Source organism: Massilia sp. NBRC 108631, assembly GCF_059704565.1.
The window spans coordinates 105,532-124,054 of the sequence record NZ_BAAKJE010000066.1 but is presented as its reverse complement, the minus strand read 5'-3'; the positions used below and the strand labels follow the sequence as shown (position 1 = coordinate 124,054).

The 18,523-nt window shown below is 66.3% G+C and carries 19 protein-coding genes; 9 read left to right on the top strand and 10 right to left on the bottom strand.

Annotation, left to right across the window (positions count from 1 at the left end):
* Positions 1-8: 8 nt before the first annotated feature.
* The 5 genes from AC6H42_RS07735 to AC6H42_RS07715 form a co-directional block, all read right to left on the bottom strand.
* Complete coding sequence (locus AC6H42_RS07735; RefSeq protein ID WP_497547768.1) at positions 9-794, bottom strand: enoyl-CoA hydratase/isomerase family protein; 786 nt, start codon at positions 792-794, stop codon at positions 9-11.
* A gap of 11 nt (positions 795-805) precedes the next feature.
* Positions 806-2,428, bottom strand: a complete 1,623-nt coding sequence (locus AC6H42_RS07730) for a carboxyl transferase domain-containing protein (RefSeq protein WP_057154175.1) — start codon at positions 2,426-2,428, stop codon at positions 806-808.
* Between the two features lie 45 nt (positions 2,429-2,473).
* Positions 2,474-2,902 carry a YchJ family protein gene (locus tag AC6H42_RS07725; protein ID WP_057154174.1) on the bottom strand — a complete coding sequence of 143 codons (429 nt, stop codon included), beginning with the start codon at positions 2,900-2,902 and terminating at the stop codon, positions 2,474-2,476.
* 161 nt (positions 2,903-3,063) lie between these two features.
* On the bottom strand, positions 3,064-4,332 hold the full coding sequence (locus tag AC6H42_RS07720) for a D-amino acid dehydrogenase (protein ID WP_497547767.1): 1,269 nt from the start codon (positions 4,330-4,332) through the stop codon (positions 3,064-3,066).
* A gap of 110 nt (positions 4,333-4,442) precedes the next feature.
* Positions 4,443-5,837 (bottom strand): serine hydrolase domain-containing protein, encoded by a 1,395-nt coding sequence (locus tag AC6H42_RS07715; RefSeq protein ID WP_497547766.1) that lies wholly within the window; start codon positions 5,835-5,837, stop codon positions 4,443-4,445.
* Positions 5,838-6,017: 180 nt separating this feature from the next.
* Between AC6H42_RS07715 and AC6H42_RS07710 the strand changes: the two genes are divergently transcribed.
* From AC6H42_RS07710 to AC6H42_RS07675, 8 genes are all read left to right on the top strand, one after another.
* Entirely contained in the window at positions 6,018-6,761 is a 744-nt protein-coding gene (locus AC6H42_RS07710; RefSeq protein ID WP_497547765.1) for a GntR family transcriptional regulator, read from the top strand.
* 123 nt (positions 6,762-6,884) lie between these two features.
* Positions 6,885-7,766, top strand: a complete 882-nt coding sequence (locus AC6H42_RS07705) for an N-acetylmuramic acid 6-phosphate etherase (protein ID WP_497547763.1) — start codon at positions 6,885-6,887, stop codon at positions 7,764-7,766.
* Positions 7,767-7,786: 20 nt separating this feature from the next.
* Positions 7,787-9,052 (top strand): MFS transporter, encoded by a 1,266-nt coding sequence (locus tag AC6H42_RS07700; protein WP_057154169.1) that lies wholly within the window; start codon positions 7,787-7,789, stop codon positions 9,050-9,052.
* Between the two features lie 44 nt (positions 9,053-9,096).
* Positions 9,097-10,833 carry a glycoside hydrolase family 10-like protein gene (locus AC6H42_RS07695; RefSeq protein WP_057154168.1) on the top strand — a complete coding sequence of 579 codons (1,737 nt, stop codon included), beginning with the start codon at positions 9,097-9,099 and terminating at the stop codon, positions 10,831-10,833.
* A gap of 69 nt (positions 10,834-10,902) precedes the next feature.
* A complete protein-coding gene (locus AC6H42_RS07690; RefSeq protein WP_057154167.1) occupies positions 10,903-11,820 on the top strand; it encodes an N-acetylglucosamine kinase in 918 nt (305 codons plus the stop codon).
* 31 nt (positions 11,821-11,851) lie between these two features.
* Positions 11,852-12,763: an N-acetylmuramoyl-L-alanine amidase gene (locus tag AC6H42_RS07685; RefSeq protein ID WP_082551647.1), complete on the top strand. Its 912-nt coding sequence runs from the start codon at positions 11,852-11,854 to the stop codon at positions 12,761-12,763.
* Positions 12,764-12,853: 90 nt separating this feature from the next.
* A complete protein-coding gene (locus AC6H42_RS07680) occupies positions 12,854-13,756 on the top strand; it encodes a LysR family transcriptional regulator (RefSeq protein ID WP_057154166.1) in 903 nt (300 codons plus the stop codon).
* 2 nt (positions 13,757-13,758) lie between these two features.
* Positions 13,759-14,367: a M15 family metallopeptidase gene (locus tag AC6H42_RS07675; RefSeq protein WP_057154165.1), complete on the top strand. Its 609-nt coding sequence runs from the start codon at positions 13,759-13,761 to the stop codon at positions 14,365-14,367.
* Here AC6H42_RS07675 and AC6H42_RS07670 read toward each other — a convergent pair.
* Positions 14,351-14,581 carry a type II toxin-antitoxin system MqsA family antitoxin gene (locus tag AC6H42_RS07670; protein WP_057154164.1) on the bottom strand — a complete coding sequence of 77 codons (231 nt, stop codon included), beginning with the start codon at positions 14,579-14,581 and terminating at the stop codon, positions 14,351-14,353. The two genes, AC6H42_RS07675 and AC6H42_RS07670, sit on opposite strands and share 17 nt — an antisense overlap.
* A 197-nt stretch (positions 14,582-14,778) precedes the next feature.
* Between AC6H42_RS07670 and AC6H42_RS07665 the strand changes: the two genes are divergently transcribed.
* Positions 14,779-15,378, top strand: coding sequence for a PEP-CTERM sorting domain-containing protein (locus AC6H42_RS07665; RefSeq protein ID WP_057154163.1), 600 nt, complete (start codon positions 14,779-14,781; stop codon positions 15,376-15,378).
* A 53-nt stretch (positions 15,379-15,431) separates the two neighbouring features.
* On the opposite strand, the gene AC6H42_RS07660 is transcribed toward AC6H42_RS07665, so the two are convergent.
* Genes AC6H42_RS07660 through AC6H42_RS07645 form a run of 4 tightly spaced genes read right to left on the bottom strand, consistent with a single transcriptional unit; the run spans position 15,432 to position 18,409 of the window.
* Positions 15,432-15,908: a cupin domain-containing protein gene (locus AC6H42_RS07660; protein ID WP_200953933.1), complete on the bottom strand. Its 477-nt coding sequence runs from the start codon at positions 15,906-15,908 to the stop codon at positions 15,432-15,434.
* Positions 15,909-15,937: 29 nt separating this feature from the next.
* Entirely contained in the window at positions 15,938-16,351 is a 414-nt protein-coding gene (locus AC6H42_RS07655; RefSeq protein WP_229418100.1) for a cupin domain-containing protein, read from the bottom strand.
* The gene (locus tag AC6H42_RS07650) at positions 16,348-17,286 is read right to left on the bottom strand and encodes an AEC family transporter (protein WP_057154162.1); all 939 of its coding nucleotides are present in this window, start codon (positions 17,284-17,286) and stop codon (positions 16,348-16,350) included. Before AC6H42_RS07650 ends, AC6H42_RS07655 begins: the two co-directional genes overlap by 4 nt.
* Positions 17,287-17,302: 16 nt before the next feature.
* The gene (locus AC6H42_RS07645; protein WP_057154161.1) at positions 17,303-18,409 is read right to left on the bottom strand and encodes a mandelate racemase/muconate lactonizing enzyme family protein; all 1,107 of its coding nucleotides are present in this window, start codon (positions 18,407-18,409) and stop codon (positions 17,303-17,305) included.
* Positions 18,410-18,523: the final 114 nt, after the last annotated feature.

Below are 18,523 nucleotides of genomic sequence, written 5' to 3'. Positions count from 1 at the left end.
ATACTCCATTAGTTTAGCCATGCCGGCTTGCGCTTCTCCAGGAAGGAAGCGACGCCTTCGCGGCCCTGCTCCGAGGCGCGGATATGCGCGATGCGCAGCGCCGTGTCGGCCAGCAGCGCGTCGGTCACCGGCTGCCCGGTCACCTCGCGCACCAGCGTCTTGGCTTCCTTCACCGCGTTCGGGCTGTTGCCCAGCAGCGCCTTGACGATCTCCGCGACTTTCGCGTCGATCGCCTCCGCCGGCACCACCTCGTGGGCGAAACCGATACGGTAGGCTTCCGCCGCGCCAAAGCGCTCGGCGCTCAGGAAATAACGGCGCGCAGCCTGCTCGCCCATGGCTTTGATCACATAAGGTGAAATGGTGGCCGGGATCAGTCCCAGCTTCACTTCGCTCAGGCAGAAATTGGCCACATCGGCCGCCACCACCACGTCGCATGCGGCCACCAGGCCCATGCCGCCCGCGTAGCAGTCGCCGTGCACCTTGGCCACCACGGGCTTCGGGCACAGGTAGATGGTGCGCAGCATTTGCGCCAGCTGCATGGCGTCTGCATTGTTCTCGGCGTGCGTGTAGCCCGCCATTGCTTTCATCCAGTTCAAATCGCCGCCGGCGCAGAAGGCGGCGCCATTGGCGGCCAGCACAACCGCGTGTACCAGCTCGTTGCGGCCCAGCTCATCGAAAGCCAGCGCCAGTTCGTTGATGGTCTTCTCGTTGAACGCGTTGCGCACGTCCGGGCGGTTCAGCGTCACCGTCGCCAGTTTACCCGCGATTGTCACTTCCAGGGTTTCGTAAGTCATATATGTCCCCCTTACATGCGGAATACGCCGAACTTGGTGTCCGGGATTTCCGCGTTCAGTGCCGCCGACAGGCCCAGGCCCAGCACCATGCGCGTGTCGGCCGGGTCGATCACGCCGTCGTCCCACAGGCGCGCGGTGGCGTAGTAAGGGTGGCCCTGGTGCTCGTACTGGTCCTTGATCGGCTGCTTGAACGCCGCTTCCTCGTCGGCGCTCCACTGGCCGCCCTTGGCTTCGATGCCGTCGCGCTTGACGGTGGCCAGCACCGAGGCGGCCTGGTCGCCGCCCATCACCGAGATGCGCGCGTTCGGCCACATCCACATGAAGCGCGGCGAGTAGGCGCGGCCGCACATGCCGTAATTGCCTGCCCCGAAGCTGCCGCCGATGATGACGGTAAACTTCGGCACGGCGGCGGTGGCGACAGCCGTCACCATCTTGGCGCCGTTGCGGGCGATGCCTTCGTTCTCGTACTTGCGGCCCACCATGAAGCCGGTGATATTCTGCAGGAACACCAGCGGGATCTTGCGCTGTGCGCACAGCTCGATGAAGTGCGCGCCCTTCAGCGCGGACTCGGAGAACAGGATGCCGTTATTGGCGATGATGCCGACCTTCATGCCGTAGATGTGGGCGAAGCCGCACACCAGCGTGGCGCCGTAGCGCGCCTTGAACTCGTCGAAATCGCTGCCGTCGACGATGCGCGCGATCACTTCGCGGATGTCGAACGGCTTGCGGGTATCGACCGGGATCACGCCGTACAGTTCCTGGGTCGGGTATTTCGGTTCCACCGATTCGCGCAAGGCCATCTGCTGCGGCTTGGTGCGGTTCAGGTTGGAGACGATGGTGCGCGCCAGCGACAGCGCATGCAGGTCGTTTTGCGCCAGGTGGTCGGCCACGCCGGACAGGCGCGTGTGCACGTCGCCGCCGCCCAGGTCTTCCGCCGTCACGACCTCGCCGGTGGCCGCCTTCACCAGCGGCGGGCCGCCCAGGAAGATGGTGCCCTGTTCCTTGACGATGATGGACTCGTCGCTCATGGCAGGCACGTAGGCGCCGCCGGCGGTGCAGGAACCCATCACCACCGCGATCTGCGGGATGCCCTTGGCCGACATATTGGCCTGATTGTAGAAGATGCGGCCGAAATGGTCGCGGTCCGGAAACACCTCGTCCTGGTTGGGCAGGTTGGCGCCGCCCGAGTCCACCAGGTAGATGCATGGCAGGTTGTTCTGGTCGGCGATTTCCTGCGCACGCAGGTGCTTCTTCACCGTCACCGGGTAGTAGGTGCCGCCCTTGACGGTGGCGTCGTTGCAGACGATGACGCACTCCTGGCCGGACACGCGGCCGATGCCGGTGATGATGCCGGCGGCCGGCGCCGCGTCCACGCCCTTGGCGTCCTGGTACATGCCGTAGGCGGCCATTTGCGAGAATTCGAGGAAGGGCGTGCCCGGATCGAGCAGCATCTGCACCCGGTCGCGCGGCAGCAGCTTGCCGCGCGCAACGTGCTTGGCGCTGGCAGCCTCGCCCCCGCCCTGGGCGATCTTGGCCACCTTGTCGCGCAAATCATCGACCAGGGCTTGCATGGCGGACGCGTTGGACTTGAAGTCTTCGCTGCGCGGATTGAGTTTGCTTTCGATGTGCGGCATTCGGGTTCCTCTTGTTCTGGTCGCGCTGTCTCCGGCGCGTGCTGTCTATTCGGGGAAAGTACCGTCTACGTAAAACCAGCGCAGGCCCTCGGGGGAGGGTTCGCGCAGAAAGCGGCTGACTTCGTGCAGGCGCTGGCCGCGTCCGTTGACGCGAAAGCGTGCCACAAATTCAACAAAATCCTCGTTTTCTGCCTGATTTGCTTTACGTTGACGTAAACGTAAAGCAGATTTTACCTCAAGTCCCAGCCATTGCAATTTTTCATCGCTGCTGATGATGGGGTCCTGCGGGCGGGTACTGGCGTGCCAGGTGGCTTGCAGGTAGGGTTCGATGCCCAGGCTGTAGGCACTGTAGCGCGAGCGCATCAGTGCCTCCGCCGTGGGCGGCAGGGCCGCGCCCTCTATATAAGGGCCGCAGCAGGCGGCGAACGACGGCCCGCCGCATGGGCAGGCCGCTGGGGATTTGGACTTGGACATCCCGCAATTATCCGCCATAACGGGGTGGCCCGCCTTAAGGCGGTGCGCTTTCGTCGCGGTTCAGTATGGCGATACAGGCCGTATCGGCGTAGCTATGGTTGCGTTTTTGGCCAGACAGTTCGCGCACGATGCCGAACTCATCCGCTGGCGTTGCGGGCTGGTCAGGCGGCCAGCGTCAGGCCGTCGAGGGCGAAGGGGGTGGATTTACCGCGCATCAGGTCGGCCAGCAGGGCGGCCGTGCCGCAGGCGAAGGTGAAGCCGAGCGGGCCGTGGCCCACGTTGAGCCATAAGTTCGGATAGCGCGTGGCGCCGATGATGGGCGAGCTGTTCGGCGTGGCGGGACGCAGGCCGGCCCAGGCTTCGGCGCGGCTGTAGTCGGCCGCCGTCGGCATGGCCGCGCGCGCCAGGCGCTTCAGGCCGGCCACGCGGTCCGCGTCCAGGCTGGTGTCCTCGCCCACCATGTCCACCATGGCGGCGATGCGCAGGCTGTCGCCGATGCGCGCATACAGCACCTTGCGCTCGAAGTCGGTCACGCTGATTTCCGGTGCGCAGTCCTCGGCCCGGATCGGCGCGGTCAGGCTGTAGCCCTTCAGCGGGTAGATCGGCAGGTAGATGCCGGCGCTGGCGGCCAGGTCGCGGCTCTGGATGCCGGCGGCCAGCACGAACTGGTCGGCCTGGATCCAGCCCTCGCTGGTGTCGATCGCGGCGATGCGGCCGTGTTCGGCGAAGATGCCGCGCGCCTCGGCGTGGATCACGCCCTGGAAGCGCGGATGGGCGCGCAGGCGCTGCTCCAGCGCCAGGCAGAACGCGTGGCAGTCGGCCACCGCCTCGCCCTTGTTGTAGATGCCGCCCGCCAGCTGCGGGCTCAGTTCGGCCAGCGCCGGCTCCATGCGCGCGGTGTCGGCCGCCGACAGCACCTGGCGGTTGCCTTCGGCGTCGGGACGCGCCACGGCGGCGTCGAAGATCTTCCGGGAGCGGTACACCACCAGCTTGCCGGCGTCGCGCCATTCGAATTCGGACAGCGGCAGCACCAGTTCCAGCTGCGCCATGGCGTTGCGGCTCAGTTCGCCCAGTTCCAGCAGCTTGGCGGTGGTGCGGTGGTTGCTGGCGGCGTTGCAGTTGGCCAGGAAGCTGGCCAGCCAGCGCCACTGGCGCAGGTCCGCCTCGGGACGGAAACGCAGCGGGCCGTCCTGCTGCAACAGCCATTGCACGGCTTTCAGCGGCACGCCGGCGTCCGCCAGCGGCGCCACGTAGCGATAGCTGAGCTGGCCGCCGTTGCGGTAGCTCGAGGCGCTGCCGACGATGGGCGCGCGCTCCAGCAGCGTGACGCGATAGCCGGCCTCCAGCAGCCACCAGGCGGATGCCAGACCCACCACGCCGCCGCCGATGACCACTACCTGCTGTGCGTCTTGCTGTGTAACCTGATGCATCTGGAGAGCCGTTTATTGAAGATGGTTCAGAGTGTGGCGGCAGGCCCCGCTTCTTTCCAATGAATCGTCATGCGCAGGCCATAACCTTGGGTGATGTGTAAAGCCAGGCGCTACTCAGCCCGGCGCAGCACGGCGCGCCGGTACAGCGCCGTCAGGATCAGCTCCTCGGACCGCACCAGCGCCGAGTACTGGCCCGGATACTGGTCCGGATCGGCGCCGAAGCCGCCGATCAGCGAGACCAGGCCGTTGCGCCCGGCCAGGTCGAGCGCGAAGGTGGACACCAGGCCGTAGGCCTCGCCCAGGTGGCCCACGGCGCTGAAGCCGCCGCCCTGCACCAGGCGGTTGCCGCTGCCGGGCGCGTCGGCGAAGCGCTGCGTGCCCAGGCCCCAGCTGTGGTACAGGCCGCGCAGCGTATCGCCGTTGCTGCCATTGTTTGTCCATTGTTCGCTGAACATCAACTTGATCGTGTCCGGTTTCAGGATCTGCTTGCCCTCGTGCTTGCCGTGGTTGATCAGCATCAGCATGACTTTGCCCATGTCCGGCGCCGAGATGCGCATGCCGCCGGTCGGGCTGAACAAGGTGCCGTTGCTGCCGACGGCGTAGCCGTCGATGCCGGCCGGGGGAGCCGGCGGCGCTACGCCGTAGTTGTCGACCTGCGCGATCCACGGGCCGGCCGGGTCCCAGATCTCGGTGTCCGTGCTGCGCTTGCGGTACAGCGTGGCCGTGTCCGCCACTTCGGCCGGCGAGAATTCGGCGGTGTTGTAGCCGCCGCGCAAGCCCATCGGCGCCAGCAGCAATCGCTTCATCAGGCGGTCGAAGCGTTCGCCGCTCACGCGCTCCATGATGGTGCCGATCACACCCCAGTTCAGGTTGCAGTAAGTGAAATAGGCGCCGGGGGCGGCGTCGCCTGGCGCGGCCGCCTGTTGTGCCCACATGGCGCCGCTGCCGTATTTGCCGCCGCCGGGCAGCAGCACGTCGCTCAGCCTGGTGTCCGTGCCCCAGGAGTAGCCGGCGTCGTCGCGCAGCGAGGAGGTGTGGGTCAGCAAGTGGCGCAGCGTGATGGCGCGGTCCGGATAGTGCGGGTTGCGCAGCGGGAAGCCCAGGTAGGCGCTGACGTCGGCGTCCAGTTGCAGACGTCCTTCCTCCACCAGCTTCATCAGGCCGAAGGTGGTCATCATCTTCGAAATGGAGGCGATGCGGAACATGGTGGCCGGCGTGACGGGCGCGGTGGCGTTGACCTTGCCGCTGCCGGCGGTGTCGATGCGGCGCAAGCCAAACTGTTGCTGGTAAGCCACCTTACCGTCGCGGATGGCCAGCACGGACAAGCCGCTCAGCGGATGCTGCGCGTCGTTGACGACGGCGGCCAGTTCGCGGTCCAGCAGGGCGGCGGCGGCCGTGGGCGGCGCCGGGACCGCGCCAGCCGCTGCCGGGCCCGCCGCCACGGCCTGCATCAGCCCGCCGCCCATCAAGGCCCATCCCAGCAGTGCGCGCATGCCCATTTTCATGGCCTGATCCCCTTCGTGTTGTTGTTGGAATGAGCATACGGGGCGCTTTGGGCCGCGCCTAATGAAATCGTTTCATCCGCGCATAACTTGGCGCTATGCGATGCCAGTATATTTTCATGCAACCAAAAATGAGCGCAAATTGGCCATCGCTATTACACTAGACGCCTTAGGAGATACCGTATGAGCCAGACCAGCGTTGAATTTCAAGCCGATGCAAAAGACAATTCGCCGCTGTACATGCAAATTGCACGCAAGTTGAGTGACGATGTGCGCAATGGACGCTACCAGGTCGACCAGGCGCTGCCGTCCGAGCGCACCTTGTCCGAATTGTTGAACGTATCGCGCGTTACCGCCCGCAAGGCTATCGACCAGCTGGTGGAGCAAGGCCTCGTAGTGCGCCGCCGGGGTTCCGGCAACTATATCGCCCCGCGCATCGAACAGCCGCTGTCCAATCTCACCAGTTTTTCAGAGCAGCTGCAGCAGCGCGGCTACAAGCCCGGCTCGCGCTGGCTGAAGCGCGCCATCGTCAGCGCCAGCGCGGACGAACAGATGAGCCTGGCCCTCTCGCCCAACAGCAAGGTGGCGCGCCTGGAGCGCCTGCGCCTGGCGGACGACGTGGTAATGGCCTATGAGGTCAGCGTGCTGCCGCAAAGCGTGGTGCCGCGTCCGGAAGCGATCGGCGATTCGCTGTATGAATTCCTGGACGCGTCCGGCAAGGCGCCGTCGCGCGCGCTGCAGCACATCCGCGCCATGAATGCCTCCGGAGAACTGGCGCGCCAGCTGGACGTGCCGGAAGGCCAGGCCGTACTCTTCATCACCCGCATCGCCTACCTGGAATCCGGCGAAGCGGTGGAGCTGACTCATTCCTATTGCCGCAGCGACCATTACGACTTCGTCGCCGAAATGCGGCGGGCGCCGGGATGAGCGGCTTAGCCGCCGTATAACTTTTACGCATGCCCGCGCATCGAGCTTTCATGGGCGGGGCGTCAGCGTAGGTGTTGTTTTGGTATTACACTGGTCTCATCGTATCACCACTGACAGATGACGATGTTAAAAACCGAAACACCTAGCCAGCAGCACGCGCAGCTGGACCAATACCTGGACATCGAGCTGGTGTCCGCCTTCATCGACGACCAGTACAACGCCGTGCGCGCCGTGCAGGCGGCCGCGCCGCGCATTGCCGCCGCCGTTGCCGCCGCCGTGCCGCGCATGCAGGCCGGCGGACGCCTGATCTACGCCGGCGCCGGCACGTCCGGCCGGCTCGGCGTGCTCGACAGCGTGGAACTCAACCCCACCTTCTCCTGGCCCAACGAACGCGCGCTGGCCCTGCTGGCCGGCGGCAACGGCGCCATGTTCCAGGCCGTGGAAGGCGCCGAGGACGACCGCGCACAGGGCGCCGCCGACCTGCTGGCGCTGGCGCCCGGCCCCAACGACGTGGTCTTCCTGCTGGCGGCCTCGGGCGGCACGCCCTATGTGCTGGGCGCGCTGCACGCGGCGCGCCAGGCCGGCGCACTGACCGTGGGCCTGGCCAACAACGCCGACGCCCCGGTGGCGCTGGAAGCGGAAATCGGCATCACGCTGGACACCGGCGAGGAAGTCATCTCCGGCAGTACGCGCCTGAAAGCGGGTACGTCGCAGAAGATCGCGCTGAACACCATTTCCAGCGCGCTGATGGTGCGTTTGCACAAGGTGTACGGCAACCTGATGGTAGACTTGAAGCCCACCAACGCCAAGCTGGTGCAGCGCTCCGTGCGCCTGACCATGCACGCCACCGGCGTGGAGGAAGCCGCCGCCCGCGCCACGCTGGAGCAGTGCAACTTCCACGTCAAGGTCGCCATCGTCGCGCTGCTCAACCAGCAGACCGTGGCCCAGGCGCGCGCCGCGCTGGAAACGGCGCACGGCAGTGTGAGGGCGGCACTGGCAGGATAAAGACATCGATAAAGGACGGAATGAAAGACGCGCATCAACGTAGCCCCTGGTGGTGGATCCCCAGTTTGTACTTCGGCCAGGGCATTCCGTATGTCGTAGTGATGACGCTGTCGGTGGCGATGTACAAGAACACCGGCATTTCCAATACCGACATCGCGCTCTACACCGGCTGGCTGTACCTGCCCTGGGTGATCAAGCCGCTGTGGTCGCCCGTGGTGGAACTGCTGGGCACCAAGCGCATGTGGATCGTGGCGCTGCAGCTGGTGATCGGCGCCGCGCTGGCCATGGTGGCGTTTACCATGCACCTGCCGGATTTCTTCCGCGCCAGCCTGGCGGTGCTGTGGCTGATGGCCTTCAGTTCCGCCACGCACGACATTGCCGCCGACGGCTTCTACATGCTGGGCCTGCGCCAGCAGCAGCAGGCTGCGTTTGTCGGCGTGCGCTCCACCTTCTACCGGCTGGCCATGATCGCCGGCCAGGGCGGCCTGCTGTACCTGGCCGGCCAGCTCACCGACCAGCTGGGCGACCCGCACGTGGCCTGGTCCATCGTGCTGTTCATCCTGGCGGCGCTGTTCGGCGTGTTGTTCGTCTACCATTTCTTCATGCTGCCCAAGCCCGCTGCCGACGTGCGCGCAGCGGCCGGCGGCGACCTGTTCCGCGAGTTTTTCGCCACCTTCGCCTCCTTCTTCCGCAAGGAAGGCATCCTGGTCACGCTGGGTTTCCTGCTGCTGTTCCGCCTCGGCGAAGCGCAGCTGCTGAAGCTGGCCGTGCCCTTCCTGCTCGATCCGGCCGCCAAGGGCGGCCTGGGGCTGAGCAACCAGGAAGTGGGCCTGGTGTACGGCACCATCGGCATCATCGCGCTGACGCTGGGCGGCCTGGCGGGCGGCGTGGTGATTTCGCGGTTCGGCCTGAAGCGCTGCCTGTGGCCGATGGCGTTCGCGGTGCACGTGCCGGACCTGGTGTTCGTCTACCTGTCCAGCGCGCTGCCCGAGAACATTTACCTGATTTCCGCGCTGATGGCGGCCGAGCAGTTCGGCTACGGGTTCGGATTTACGTCCTACATGCTGTACATGATCATGGTGGCGGACGGCCCGCACAAGACCGCGCACTACGCCATCTGCACCGGTTTCATGGCGCTGGGCATGATGCTGCCGCAAATGGCCAGCGGCTGGATCCAGCAGATGCTGGGCTACCAGCACTTCTTCCTGTGGGTGTGCCTGGCGACCATACCGGGCTTCATCATGACCGCACTGGTGAAGGTGGACCCGGCGTTCGGCCGGGAATGAGGCAGGTACAATACGGCCGCTTCAATTGAATCGAGGATACGGATTTGGCTTTTGACCCGAAAAAGCGGCGCACCCTGGCCGCCGCCGCTACTACCGCCACCGCCGCCGCAGTGGCGGCTCTGCTGGGCGCCTGCAGCAGCACGCCGCTCACGCCCGCAGCGGGCGGCGGCCCGGTGATGCCGTCGGCGCCCGGCGCCGGCCCAGCGGCAGGAACGGGCGCCGGGCCCGGCCAGGTTCCGCCGCCCAGCCTGACCGGGCCGGTGCCGCCGCCCGCGCCGCGCGAATTCCGCGCCGCCTGGGTTTCCACCGTGGCCAATATCGACTGGCCGAGCCGCGCCGGCTTGCCGGTGGCGAAGCAGCAAGCGGAAGCCATCGCCATCCTGGAGCGCGCCAAGGCGCTCAACCTGAACGCCATCGTGCTGCAGGTGCGCCCCAGCGCGGACGCGATCTACCCGTCCGAGCTCGAGCCGTGGACCGAGTACCTGACCGGCCAGCAAGGCAAGGCGCCGTCGCCGATGTACGATCCGCTGAAATTCTGGATCGACCAGGCCCATGCGCGCGGCCTGGAGCTGCACGCCTGGTTCAATCCATACCGCGCGCGCCACGCCACGGCCAAGTCGCCCAACTCGCGCGACCATATTTCCGCCACCAAGCCGCAGACGGTCAAGACCTACGGCCGCTACCAGTGGATGGACCCGGGCGAGGCCGAAGCGTCGAAGCACACGCTGGACGTGATCCTGGACGTGGTGAAGCGCTACGACATCGACGGCGTGCACATCGACGACTATTTCTATCCCTACCCGATCGAAGCGCCCGGCGCCGCAGGCGAAGCGGCCGCGCTGGAAGCCGGCAACGGCGCCGCCAACGCCGCGCCGCGGCCGGAACTGGAGTTCCCCGACCAGCCAGCCTGGCAGCGGTACCAGGCCGGCGGCGGCCAGCTGGACCGCGCATCGTGGCGCCGCCAGAATGTGAACCAGCTGATCGAAGCAATGTACACCGGCATCCACCGCGAAAAATCGTGGGTACGCTTCGGCATCAGCCCGTTCGGCATCGGACGCCCGGACCGCCGTCCGCCCGGCATCCTCGGTTTCAGCCAGTACGACAAGCTGTACGCCGACGCCGAGCTGTGGCTGAAAAACGGCTGGCTGGACTACCTGGCGCCGCAGCTGTACTGGGCCATTACGCCGCCGCCGCAGGCGTTCGACGTGCTGCTGGACTACTGGCTGCGCGAAAACACGCGTGGCCGCCACGTGTGGCCGGGGCTGTACACCAGCCGCATCGACAGCACCGGGAAGTCCTTCGAGCCGGAAGAGATCGTCAAGCAGATCGGCGTCACGCGCAGCCGCGCCGGACGGGGTGTAAACAGCATCGGCCATGTGCACTTCAGCATTGCCGCGCTGATGCAGAACCGCAAGGGCATCAGCGACCAGCTCAAATCGATCAGCTACCAGAGCGCCGCGCTGATCCCGGCCACGCCATGGCTGGGTTCGGAAGCGCCGGGCGCGCCGAAAGTGGGCGCGCGGCGCGGCTCGGCCGGGCTGGACCTGAAACTGAGCGCGGGCAAGGGCGCCACCCAGTACGCCATCTGGGCCCGCTACGGCGAGGAATGGCGCTTCACCACCGCCCCGGCCGGACGCGGCGACGTTACGCTGGCCGACGAGGCGGGCGTGCCGGCCCGCGCCGTGGTGGTCAGCGTGGTGGACCGCCTCGGCAACGAGAGCGAACGGGTGTCCGTGCAATCCCCCGCGCCGCCCGCGGCGCAGCCCACGGCGCAGCTATAACCTTTGGGCATGGCGTGCGGCCAAGGTTTCATTCAATCCCGGCCGCATTTCAATTTACACTCTGGCACTATGGCTAAATCTGACACGGATACCGCGCTGGGCCTGGGCATCGATGCCGGCGGCACGCAGACGCGCTGGGCACTGGCCGACGCGGCCGGCGCCATCGTGGCCGAAGGCAGCGTGGCGGGCTTGTCGGCTTTACAGATGGGCAACGCGGCGGGTCGCGGCACGGTGCGCGCCACCTTCGCCGCCCTGGCGCAGGACGTGCTGGCCAGCGGCTGTCCGCAGCGCGTGTGCGCCGGGCTGACCGGCTTCGGCGGCGACAGCGAACTGCTGGTCGAATGGCTGGCCGAACTGCTGGGAATCGACCCGGACACCGTCATCGTTTCCAACGACATTGAAATCGCCTACCTGGACAGCTTCCAGCCGGGCGAAGGCTACCTGGTGTACGCCGGCACCGGCTCCATCGCCGCCTTCATCGACGCCCACGGCGTGTTCCACCGCGCCGGCGGCCGCGGCGTGACCCTGGACGACGGCGGCGGCGGTTTCTGGATTGCGCGCGAGGCGCTGCGCCGCATCTGGCGCCGCGAGGACGAGGAACCGGGCGCCTGGGAAGATTCGGCCATGGCGCGCAGCGTGTTCGACTATGTCGGCGGCAGCGACTGGGCATTTTCGCGCCAGTTCATCTACGGCCGCGAACGCGGCGAAGTGGGCAAGCTGGCGCTGGCGGTCGCCGCCAGCGCCGAACACGACCAGGCCGCCCGCTTGATCCTGCAGCAAGCCGGGCGCGAACTGGCGCGGCTGGCCACGGCGCTGGTCTCGCGCTTCGGCGTGCGGCCGGTGGTGCTGGCGGGCCGCGCCGCCGAATTGCACCCGCTGATCGCGGAAACCATGCGCGCCACCTTGCCGCCCGAAGTGCCGCTGCGGCGCAAGACCGCCCAGCCCCATTACGCCGCCGCCCGCATGGCCGCGCAACCCCAACACTAGCCGTACACCACCGCAACCTCTGGAGACCGTTTTGAAAAAAATCCTGCTTATCATCCTGGCCGCCGTGCTGGCCGGTTGCGCCACGCCGCCGCCACGCCTGGACAACAGCCTCAGCGCGCGCAGCCAGAGCAGCCGCGTGAAATTCATCATCATCCACTACACGGTGGCCGACCTGCCGCGCTCGATCAAGATCCTCACCGAGCAGGAAGTGAGCAGTCACTATCTGCTGACCGACGAAGCCGAGCCGAAGTTCTACACGCTGGTGGACGAGGCGCGCATGTCCAACCATGCCGGCGTGAGCAGCTGGAAGACGTACAGCAACCTCAACCCCATGTCGATCGGCATCGAGATCGTCAACTCGGGCTTCAAGGAAACACCGCAAGGCCGCGTCTGGTATCCCTTCCCGCAGTCGCAGATGGACCAGCTGATCCCGCTGCTCAAGCAGATCGTTGCCCGCCACAATATTCCGCCGCAGAACATTCTTGGCCACAGCGACATCGCCCCGCAGCGCAAGCAGGACCCGGGCCCCTTGTTCCCGTGGCAGCAGCTGGCCGCAGCCGGCCTGATCACCTGGCCGGACGCCGCCCAGGTGGCGGCCCAGCGCGCCGTGTTTGAAACCCAGCTGCCGGACGTGGCCTGGTTCCAGAAGCGCCTGGCCCAGCATGGCTACGCCGTGCCGCAAACGGGCGTGCTGGACGAAGCGACGCGCAACGTGATGTTCGCGTTCCAGTCGAAATATCGCCCGGCCCGTTTTGACGGCAACCCGGATGCCGAATCGGCCGCCATCCTGCAAGTGCTGGCGCCGACGCCCAAGAACGAGATCATCCATCCTGCCGTGCCGATGCTGCCGGGCGCGCCGGCCGCCCTGCCTGCGGCGCCGGCAACACCGGTGGCCGCGCCCGTGGCGCCGGTCCAGCCGCCCCAGCCAACCGAAACCCACTAAGCGCCATGGCATTGCGCCGCATCCTGCTTTCCCCTATCCTGCACGGATTCCGCAGGGACGGCTCTGCGGCGCTGGATCGAGGATAGAGCAATGCGGCTGCGCCATATAGAAGTGTTCCACGCCATCATGCAGGTCGGCACCATCAGCGGCGCCGCCCAGGTGCTGCACATCTCGCAGCCGGCCGTCACCAAGGTCCTGCAGCACTGCGAACTGCAGCTGGGCATGCCGCTGTTTGAGCGCGTGCGCGGCAAGCTGTATCCCAAGCCCGAAGCGCACCGCCTGTTCGCCGAAACCGAAAAACTGAACCGCGACCTGCAGGGCATCCGCCGCCTGGCCGCCAGCCTCAAGGGCCGCGCGCTGGAAACCATCCGCCTGGTGTCCACGCCCACGGTGGCCATCAGCGTGCTGCCGCAGGCCGTCACCGCCTGGCGCAAGGAATTCCCCGGCGCGCGCTGCGAGCTGGCCACCCACCACACCAGTGAAATCGTCAACACCCTGCGCCTGGGCGAAGCGGACCTGGCCCTGTCGCTGCAGGACCCGCGCCACCCCGGCATCGTCGCCGAGCCGCTGGCGCAAGGCGTGATGACCGTGATCGCCCCCGCCGGCACCTGGAACGCCGCCGACAGCGCCATGCCGCTGGCCGCGCCGGGCCTGGCGGGCGAACTGATCGGCCACGCCGACAACGACCCGCTGGGTGAAATGGTGGTGGCCGCGTGCGAAGCGCAAGGCCTGCATCCCGTATTCCACACCGTGGTGCAGACTTACCAGATCGCCCGTTCGCTGGTGGAAGCGGGCGGCGGCATGGCCGTGGTCGACCCGTTCACGGCCGCGTCCGCCTCCAGCGCGCTGGTGCAGCGCCGCCCATGGGCGCCGGCCATCCCCGTGCAACTGTATCTGCTGACGGCCGGCCACGCGCCGCTGTCGCACGGCGCGCGCCAACTGGCCGGCTGCATCGCCGCCGCCGCGCGCGCCTGCCTGGAAAAGAAAGCGTAGCAATGAACACCATCCGCAACGAAGATGTGCCGTCCAGCCCGGACTACCGGCATCTGAGCAGCATCGCCGGCATCGCCATCGAGTTGCGCTACGCCACGCCGGACAACTTCGTCGGCCGCGACCTGTACTCCCCGCACGACTGCGCCTGGCTGCACCGCGACGCGGCCGCCGCGCTGGAACAAGCCGTGGCGTGGCTGGCCCAACGCCGTCCCGGCAGCAAGCTGCTGGTGCTGGATGCGCTGCGGCCGCAGCGCGTGCAGGAGCAGCTGTGGGCCGCGCTGCAGGGCACCGAGCTGCTCGGCTACCTGGCCGAACCCACGCGCGGTTCCATCCACTCCTTCGGCATGGCGGTCGACCTCACCATCGTGGATGAACAGGGCCGCGAGCTCGACATGGGCACCGGCTTCGACGACCTGTCCGAGCTGTCCCACCCTGCGCTGGAGCAGCAAATGCTGGCCAAAGGCGCCATCTCGGTCGAACAGATCGCCAACCGCGAACTGCTGCGCGGCGCCATGTTCCAGGCCGGCTTCGTCGGCATCAACAGCGAATGGTGGCACTTCGACTGCGGCGACCGCGTGCAGGTGCGCGCCACGTTCACGCGCGTGCTGTAGCGCGCTTGTCCTCGGCCGCATCCACGTATTCCACGAACGCCGTCACCGCTTTGCCGTAGCGTTCCGCCTCCCCCGCTTCCAGGGTGACTTCTCCACAAGCATTGCAGAACTCGCCCGTCACGTCGGGAATGGTGGCGGTTTGCCCGTGATAGTTGTAGTGCAGGTTTCTCGTATCGCGGACCAGTCCAGGTCCGCCGCAAACCGGGCATTTCATGGTGGTCTCCTTGAAGGTGTGAGATAGCTTGAAGGTAGCCCACTTGCCGGTCCGTGGCAAGCACGCGCGTGTCGAAAAACTTTACAGGCCGCAGCCGGCGGACGCTAGCCGCACGCATAAGCTATTGATTTGAAAGTAAGTTGTTGTGTGGGAATATTTATTGCTTAATGATATGTTCTATTAATAAAGAGCAACTCATGAAATTGAAGACCTTTATCGCGGCAGCAGCCCTGCTGGCCGCCGGCACCGCCCAAGCCAACCTGATCAAGAACGGTACTTTCGAGAACGGCGCCACCTCCAACTGGAACCGCACTGGCAACGTGCGCGTCACCGACTACCTGGGCAACGGCGTCTATTTCAGTGGCGGCAGCGCCGCCAACGGCCACTACATGGCCGCCTTCAATGCCGGTGACAGCACCCCGAACGGCAGCTTGTCGCAGACTTTCCAGACCGTCGTGGGCCAGCGCTATGTGTGGGAATTCGACTTCGGCGTGACCGGCGGCGGCGCGCAGAGCCTGAACGCGACCATCCTGGGCAGCAACGGCGCCACCATCCTGGCATCCAACCAGGTGACCGACAATGCGCCCGGCGCCCTGTCGCACTTCAGCTATGTCTTTTTCGGTGACGGCAACAAGGCCACCTTGCGCTTCTCGGACATCGGCGCCAACGCGAGCGGCGGCGTGGACAGCCTGGTGGACAACGTCGGCGTCAACGCCGTACCGGAACCGGCCTCGCTGGCGCTGATGGGCCTGGGCCTGCTGGGCTTGCTGGCCGCGCGCCGCCGCAAGCAAGGCTGATCGGCCGCGCCGGGGCGTCAGGACCGGCGCGCAATCAGCCGGCAGGCGCAAGCTTAGTGATGACGCGGGTCGTCGCTATCGCAGATGTACTTTATGCCCAGCGGCCCCATGCCCGACACTTGCGTCATGTAATCGCCCGACTTCGCCCAGTGGAAGTGCGGCGTATTGGCGGGCAAGGTCAGCACCGTGCCCGGTGGATAAGCTTGCAGCTTGTCGGGGTCGAAGGTTTTGCCCAGGCCAATGTAGAACACGCCGGAAATCACCGTGTAGATGCGGTCTTCCGGATGGGTATGCGGCATCAGTTGTACGCCGCCGGGCAATTTGACCCGTACCACGTAGGGCCCGGCCTGGCCCGGGTTGCCCGCCACGACGGCCAGGCGCGCCTCGGGCGGAAATGCCGGGAAGGATTGCCATGTCATGTGTTCCGGCAGGACGGAGCCGAACTGGTTGACCGGCAGGCCTTGCGCGCCGGCGGCGCCGGTGAAGGCGGCTGCGGCTGCGAATGGAATGAGTTTCTTGAGGATGTGCATGTGCATGCTCCGCTGGGTAAATAATGGAATCACTGGGCACGGATGACCAGTGGCTTGCCCTTTTCGATGATGTAATGGGCAAGTGCCTTGAACGGCGCGCTGCCGGTATTGCAGACATCATGCATTTCGCCAGCGGCGAATTGCAGTGCTTGCCCGGCCTTGAGCGGCAAGGCGGGCTTGCCGTCAATTCGCGCCAGCACCTCTCCCTCCAGCACAAAGGCGCTTTCGGCGCCGGGATGCGCGTGACGGCCCGTGCATTGGCCCGGCGCGAGCTCGGCGATCACACTGAGGATCTGGTGCCCCGCCGGGTAGTCGATGGTCTGCAGCACCGTGCGCTGCTGGGCCGCTGCGCTGCCTGCGCCGGCGGCCAGCATAGCGGCGCACAGCAGTGCCGCCGGCAGTTTGGTGAAAGCCATGCCGATGCTCCTGTCAATGACGTTCATGCGGCCAGTCCGCCATCGATCAGATAGATGGCGAACGGGAACGTGACGATGGACAGTGCGGTACTGACCAGGATGGTGGTGGCCGCTTCGCTCTGGTAGGCCCCGGCCTCGTTGGCGAACATGGCCGGGATGGTGGCCGACGGCAGTGCCGCCAGCAGTATCATTTGCTGGGCGTAGATTCCCTTGGCGCCAAACAGCAGGACGGCGGCGACCATCAGCGCCGGCTGCAACAGCAGCTTCAGCCCCAGGTTGCCCCACACCTCGCCGGACAGCTTGAGCGGCACCGACGACATGATCAGGCCCAGGCACAGCAGCGACACGCCCGGCGTCGCCTTGCCCATCAGATGGAACGATTCGGCCAGCAACGGCGGCAGTTTCAGTTCCAGCACCGAACACAGGATGCCCAGCGCCGGCGCCCACATCAGCGGCCGCCTGACCGCCTGCGCGATGCTGGAGCGGAAGGCGTGCCAGCCGCTGCTGCCGCCCGCCGCCACCGTCAGCAGCATGGTCGTCATCGGTATCATCAGCAGGCTGGCAATCAGGTTCAGCACCAGCACCGTGTAGATGCTGTCGCCGCCATACATTGCCTGCAGGATGGGGATGCCCATGAACGCCGCGTCCGGATACGCCGTGACGAAGCCCTTCAACGTGGCCGCCTTCAGTTCGCGGTAGCGCAGCCAGCCGATCAGCAGCGCTATCAGGTACATGCCCATGATGCCGGCGAAGGTCGCCGAGATCAGCCTCACGTCGAACAGCTGGGAGCGCGGCGTGGCGGCCATGCTGACCAGCAGCAGGGCGGGGAAAATCCAGCCCAGCACCAGCCGGCTGATCACCAGGCTGTCGGCCCGGCTGAGGCTGCCCCGTTTGCCTGCGGCATAGCCCAGGATAATGACGAGGGCGACGGGCAGGATGGGGCCTACGATTCGGTCTAACATGGCGTTCTCCCGGAGTTCACGGTGCGAGTCGGTAATCCCGGATCACGTCCGGATTCGGTTCCAGGCCCAGGCCTGGGCCCTGCGGCACCTGCAGGCGTCCCTGCTTGGGAAGGATGGCGTCGCCGTACAGCTGCGCTTCCAGGTCGAAATAGCGCCATTCAACGATGGCTTTGGAACCGCCCAGCGCGGCGCTGGCGTGCACGCTGGCCAGCAGGCCCGGACCGTCGTAAAAGGTGTGCACCATGACGGTGGTGTTGTGCGCGTTGGCCAGCGCGTAGACTTTTTGCAGTTCGGTGATGCCGCCCATCTTGGCAGGGCTGGGCTGGATGAAGTCGACCGCGCCGGCTTCCAGCATGTGCTGGAAGTCCATCAGCGTGGAAGCGTTCTCGCCGGCCGCCACCGGTATGCCGCCTTGCTTGCGCACGGCCGCCAGGCCGGCATAGTTTTCCGGTGGCCACACCGGTTCTTCCAGCCAGCGCAGCTTGAGGGGGCGCAACTGCTCTGCCATGTCCAGCGCTTCGCGCACAGTCCACGGGCAGTTGACGTCCAGCGTGATTTCAATGTCGGGACCGGCAGCTTCGCGCGCCGCGCGCACGCAGGCGATATCGACTTCATGCAGCTTCAGGTAGCGGTAGCCCTCATCGACCGCGCGGCGCACATTGCGCCGCACCAGTTCCGGATCGGCGTAGCGGATCAGGCTGGCATAGGCGGCCAGCGAGGTCGCTTCGCCGCCGCCCAGCAGCTGGTAGATGGGCTTGCCGGCGCGCTTGCCGGCGATATCCCACAGCGCGATGTCGATCGCCGACAGGCCATAAATGAAGGCGCCGCTGCGGCCGAAGATGTGGAACTTCTTCTGCAACTCCGCCATCAGCCGCTCGCGCTGGGTAAGCTCGCGGCCAATCACGTCGGGCGCCAGGATGGTGTCGATCACCAGCTTGACCGCCGGAATCGCGGTAAAGCCGAAAGTTTCGCCCCAGCCCACGGTGCCATCCTCGGCAGTGACTTTGACGACCAGTGAATCGACCACCTGCAGATCCTTGCTTCCCCACACGCCGCCGGCGGATTGGCCGCCCGAAGTGAAGGGGATGCGCAGCGGGATGGTTTCAATGTTGGCTATTTTCATGGGGACTCCTCAGTTGGCGGGGGGGGGTGATCCAATAATAGAGGACATCCGGTTGTCCTGCAAGAGAATAACTTGTTCTTTTTTACGCGTACGCGTCACTGCGCCATGAAACTA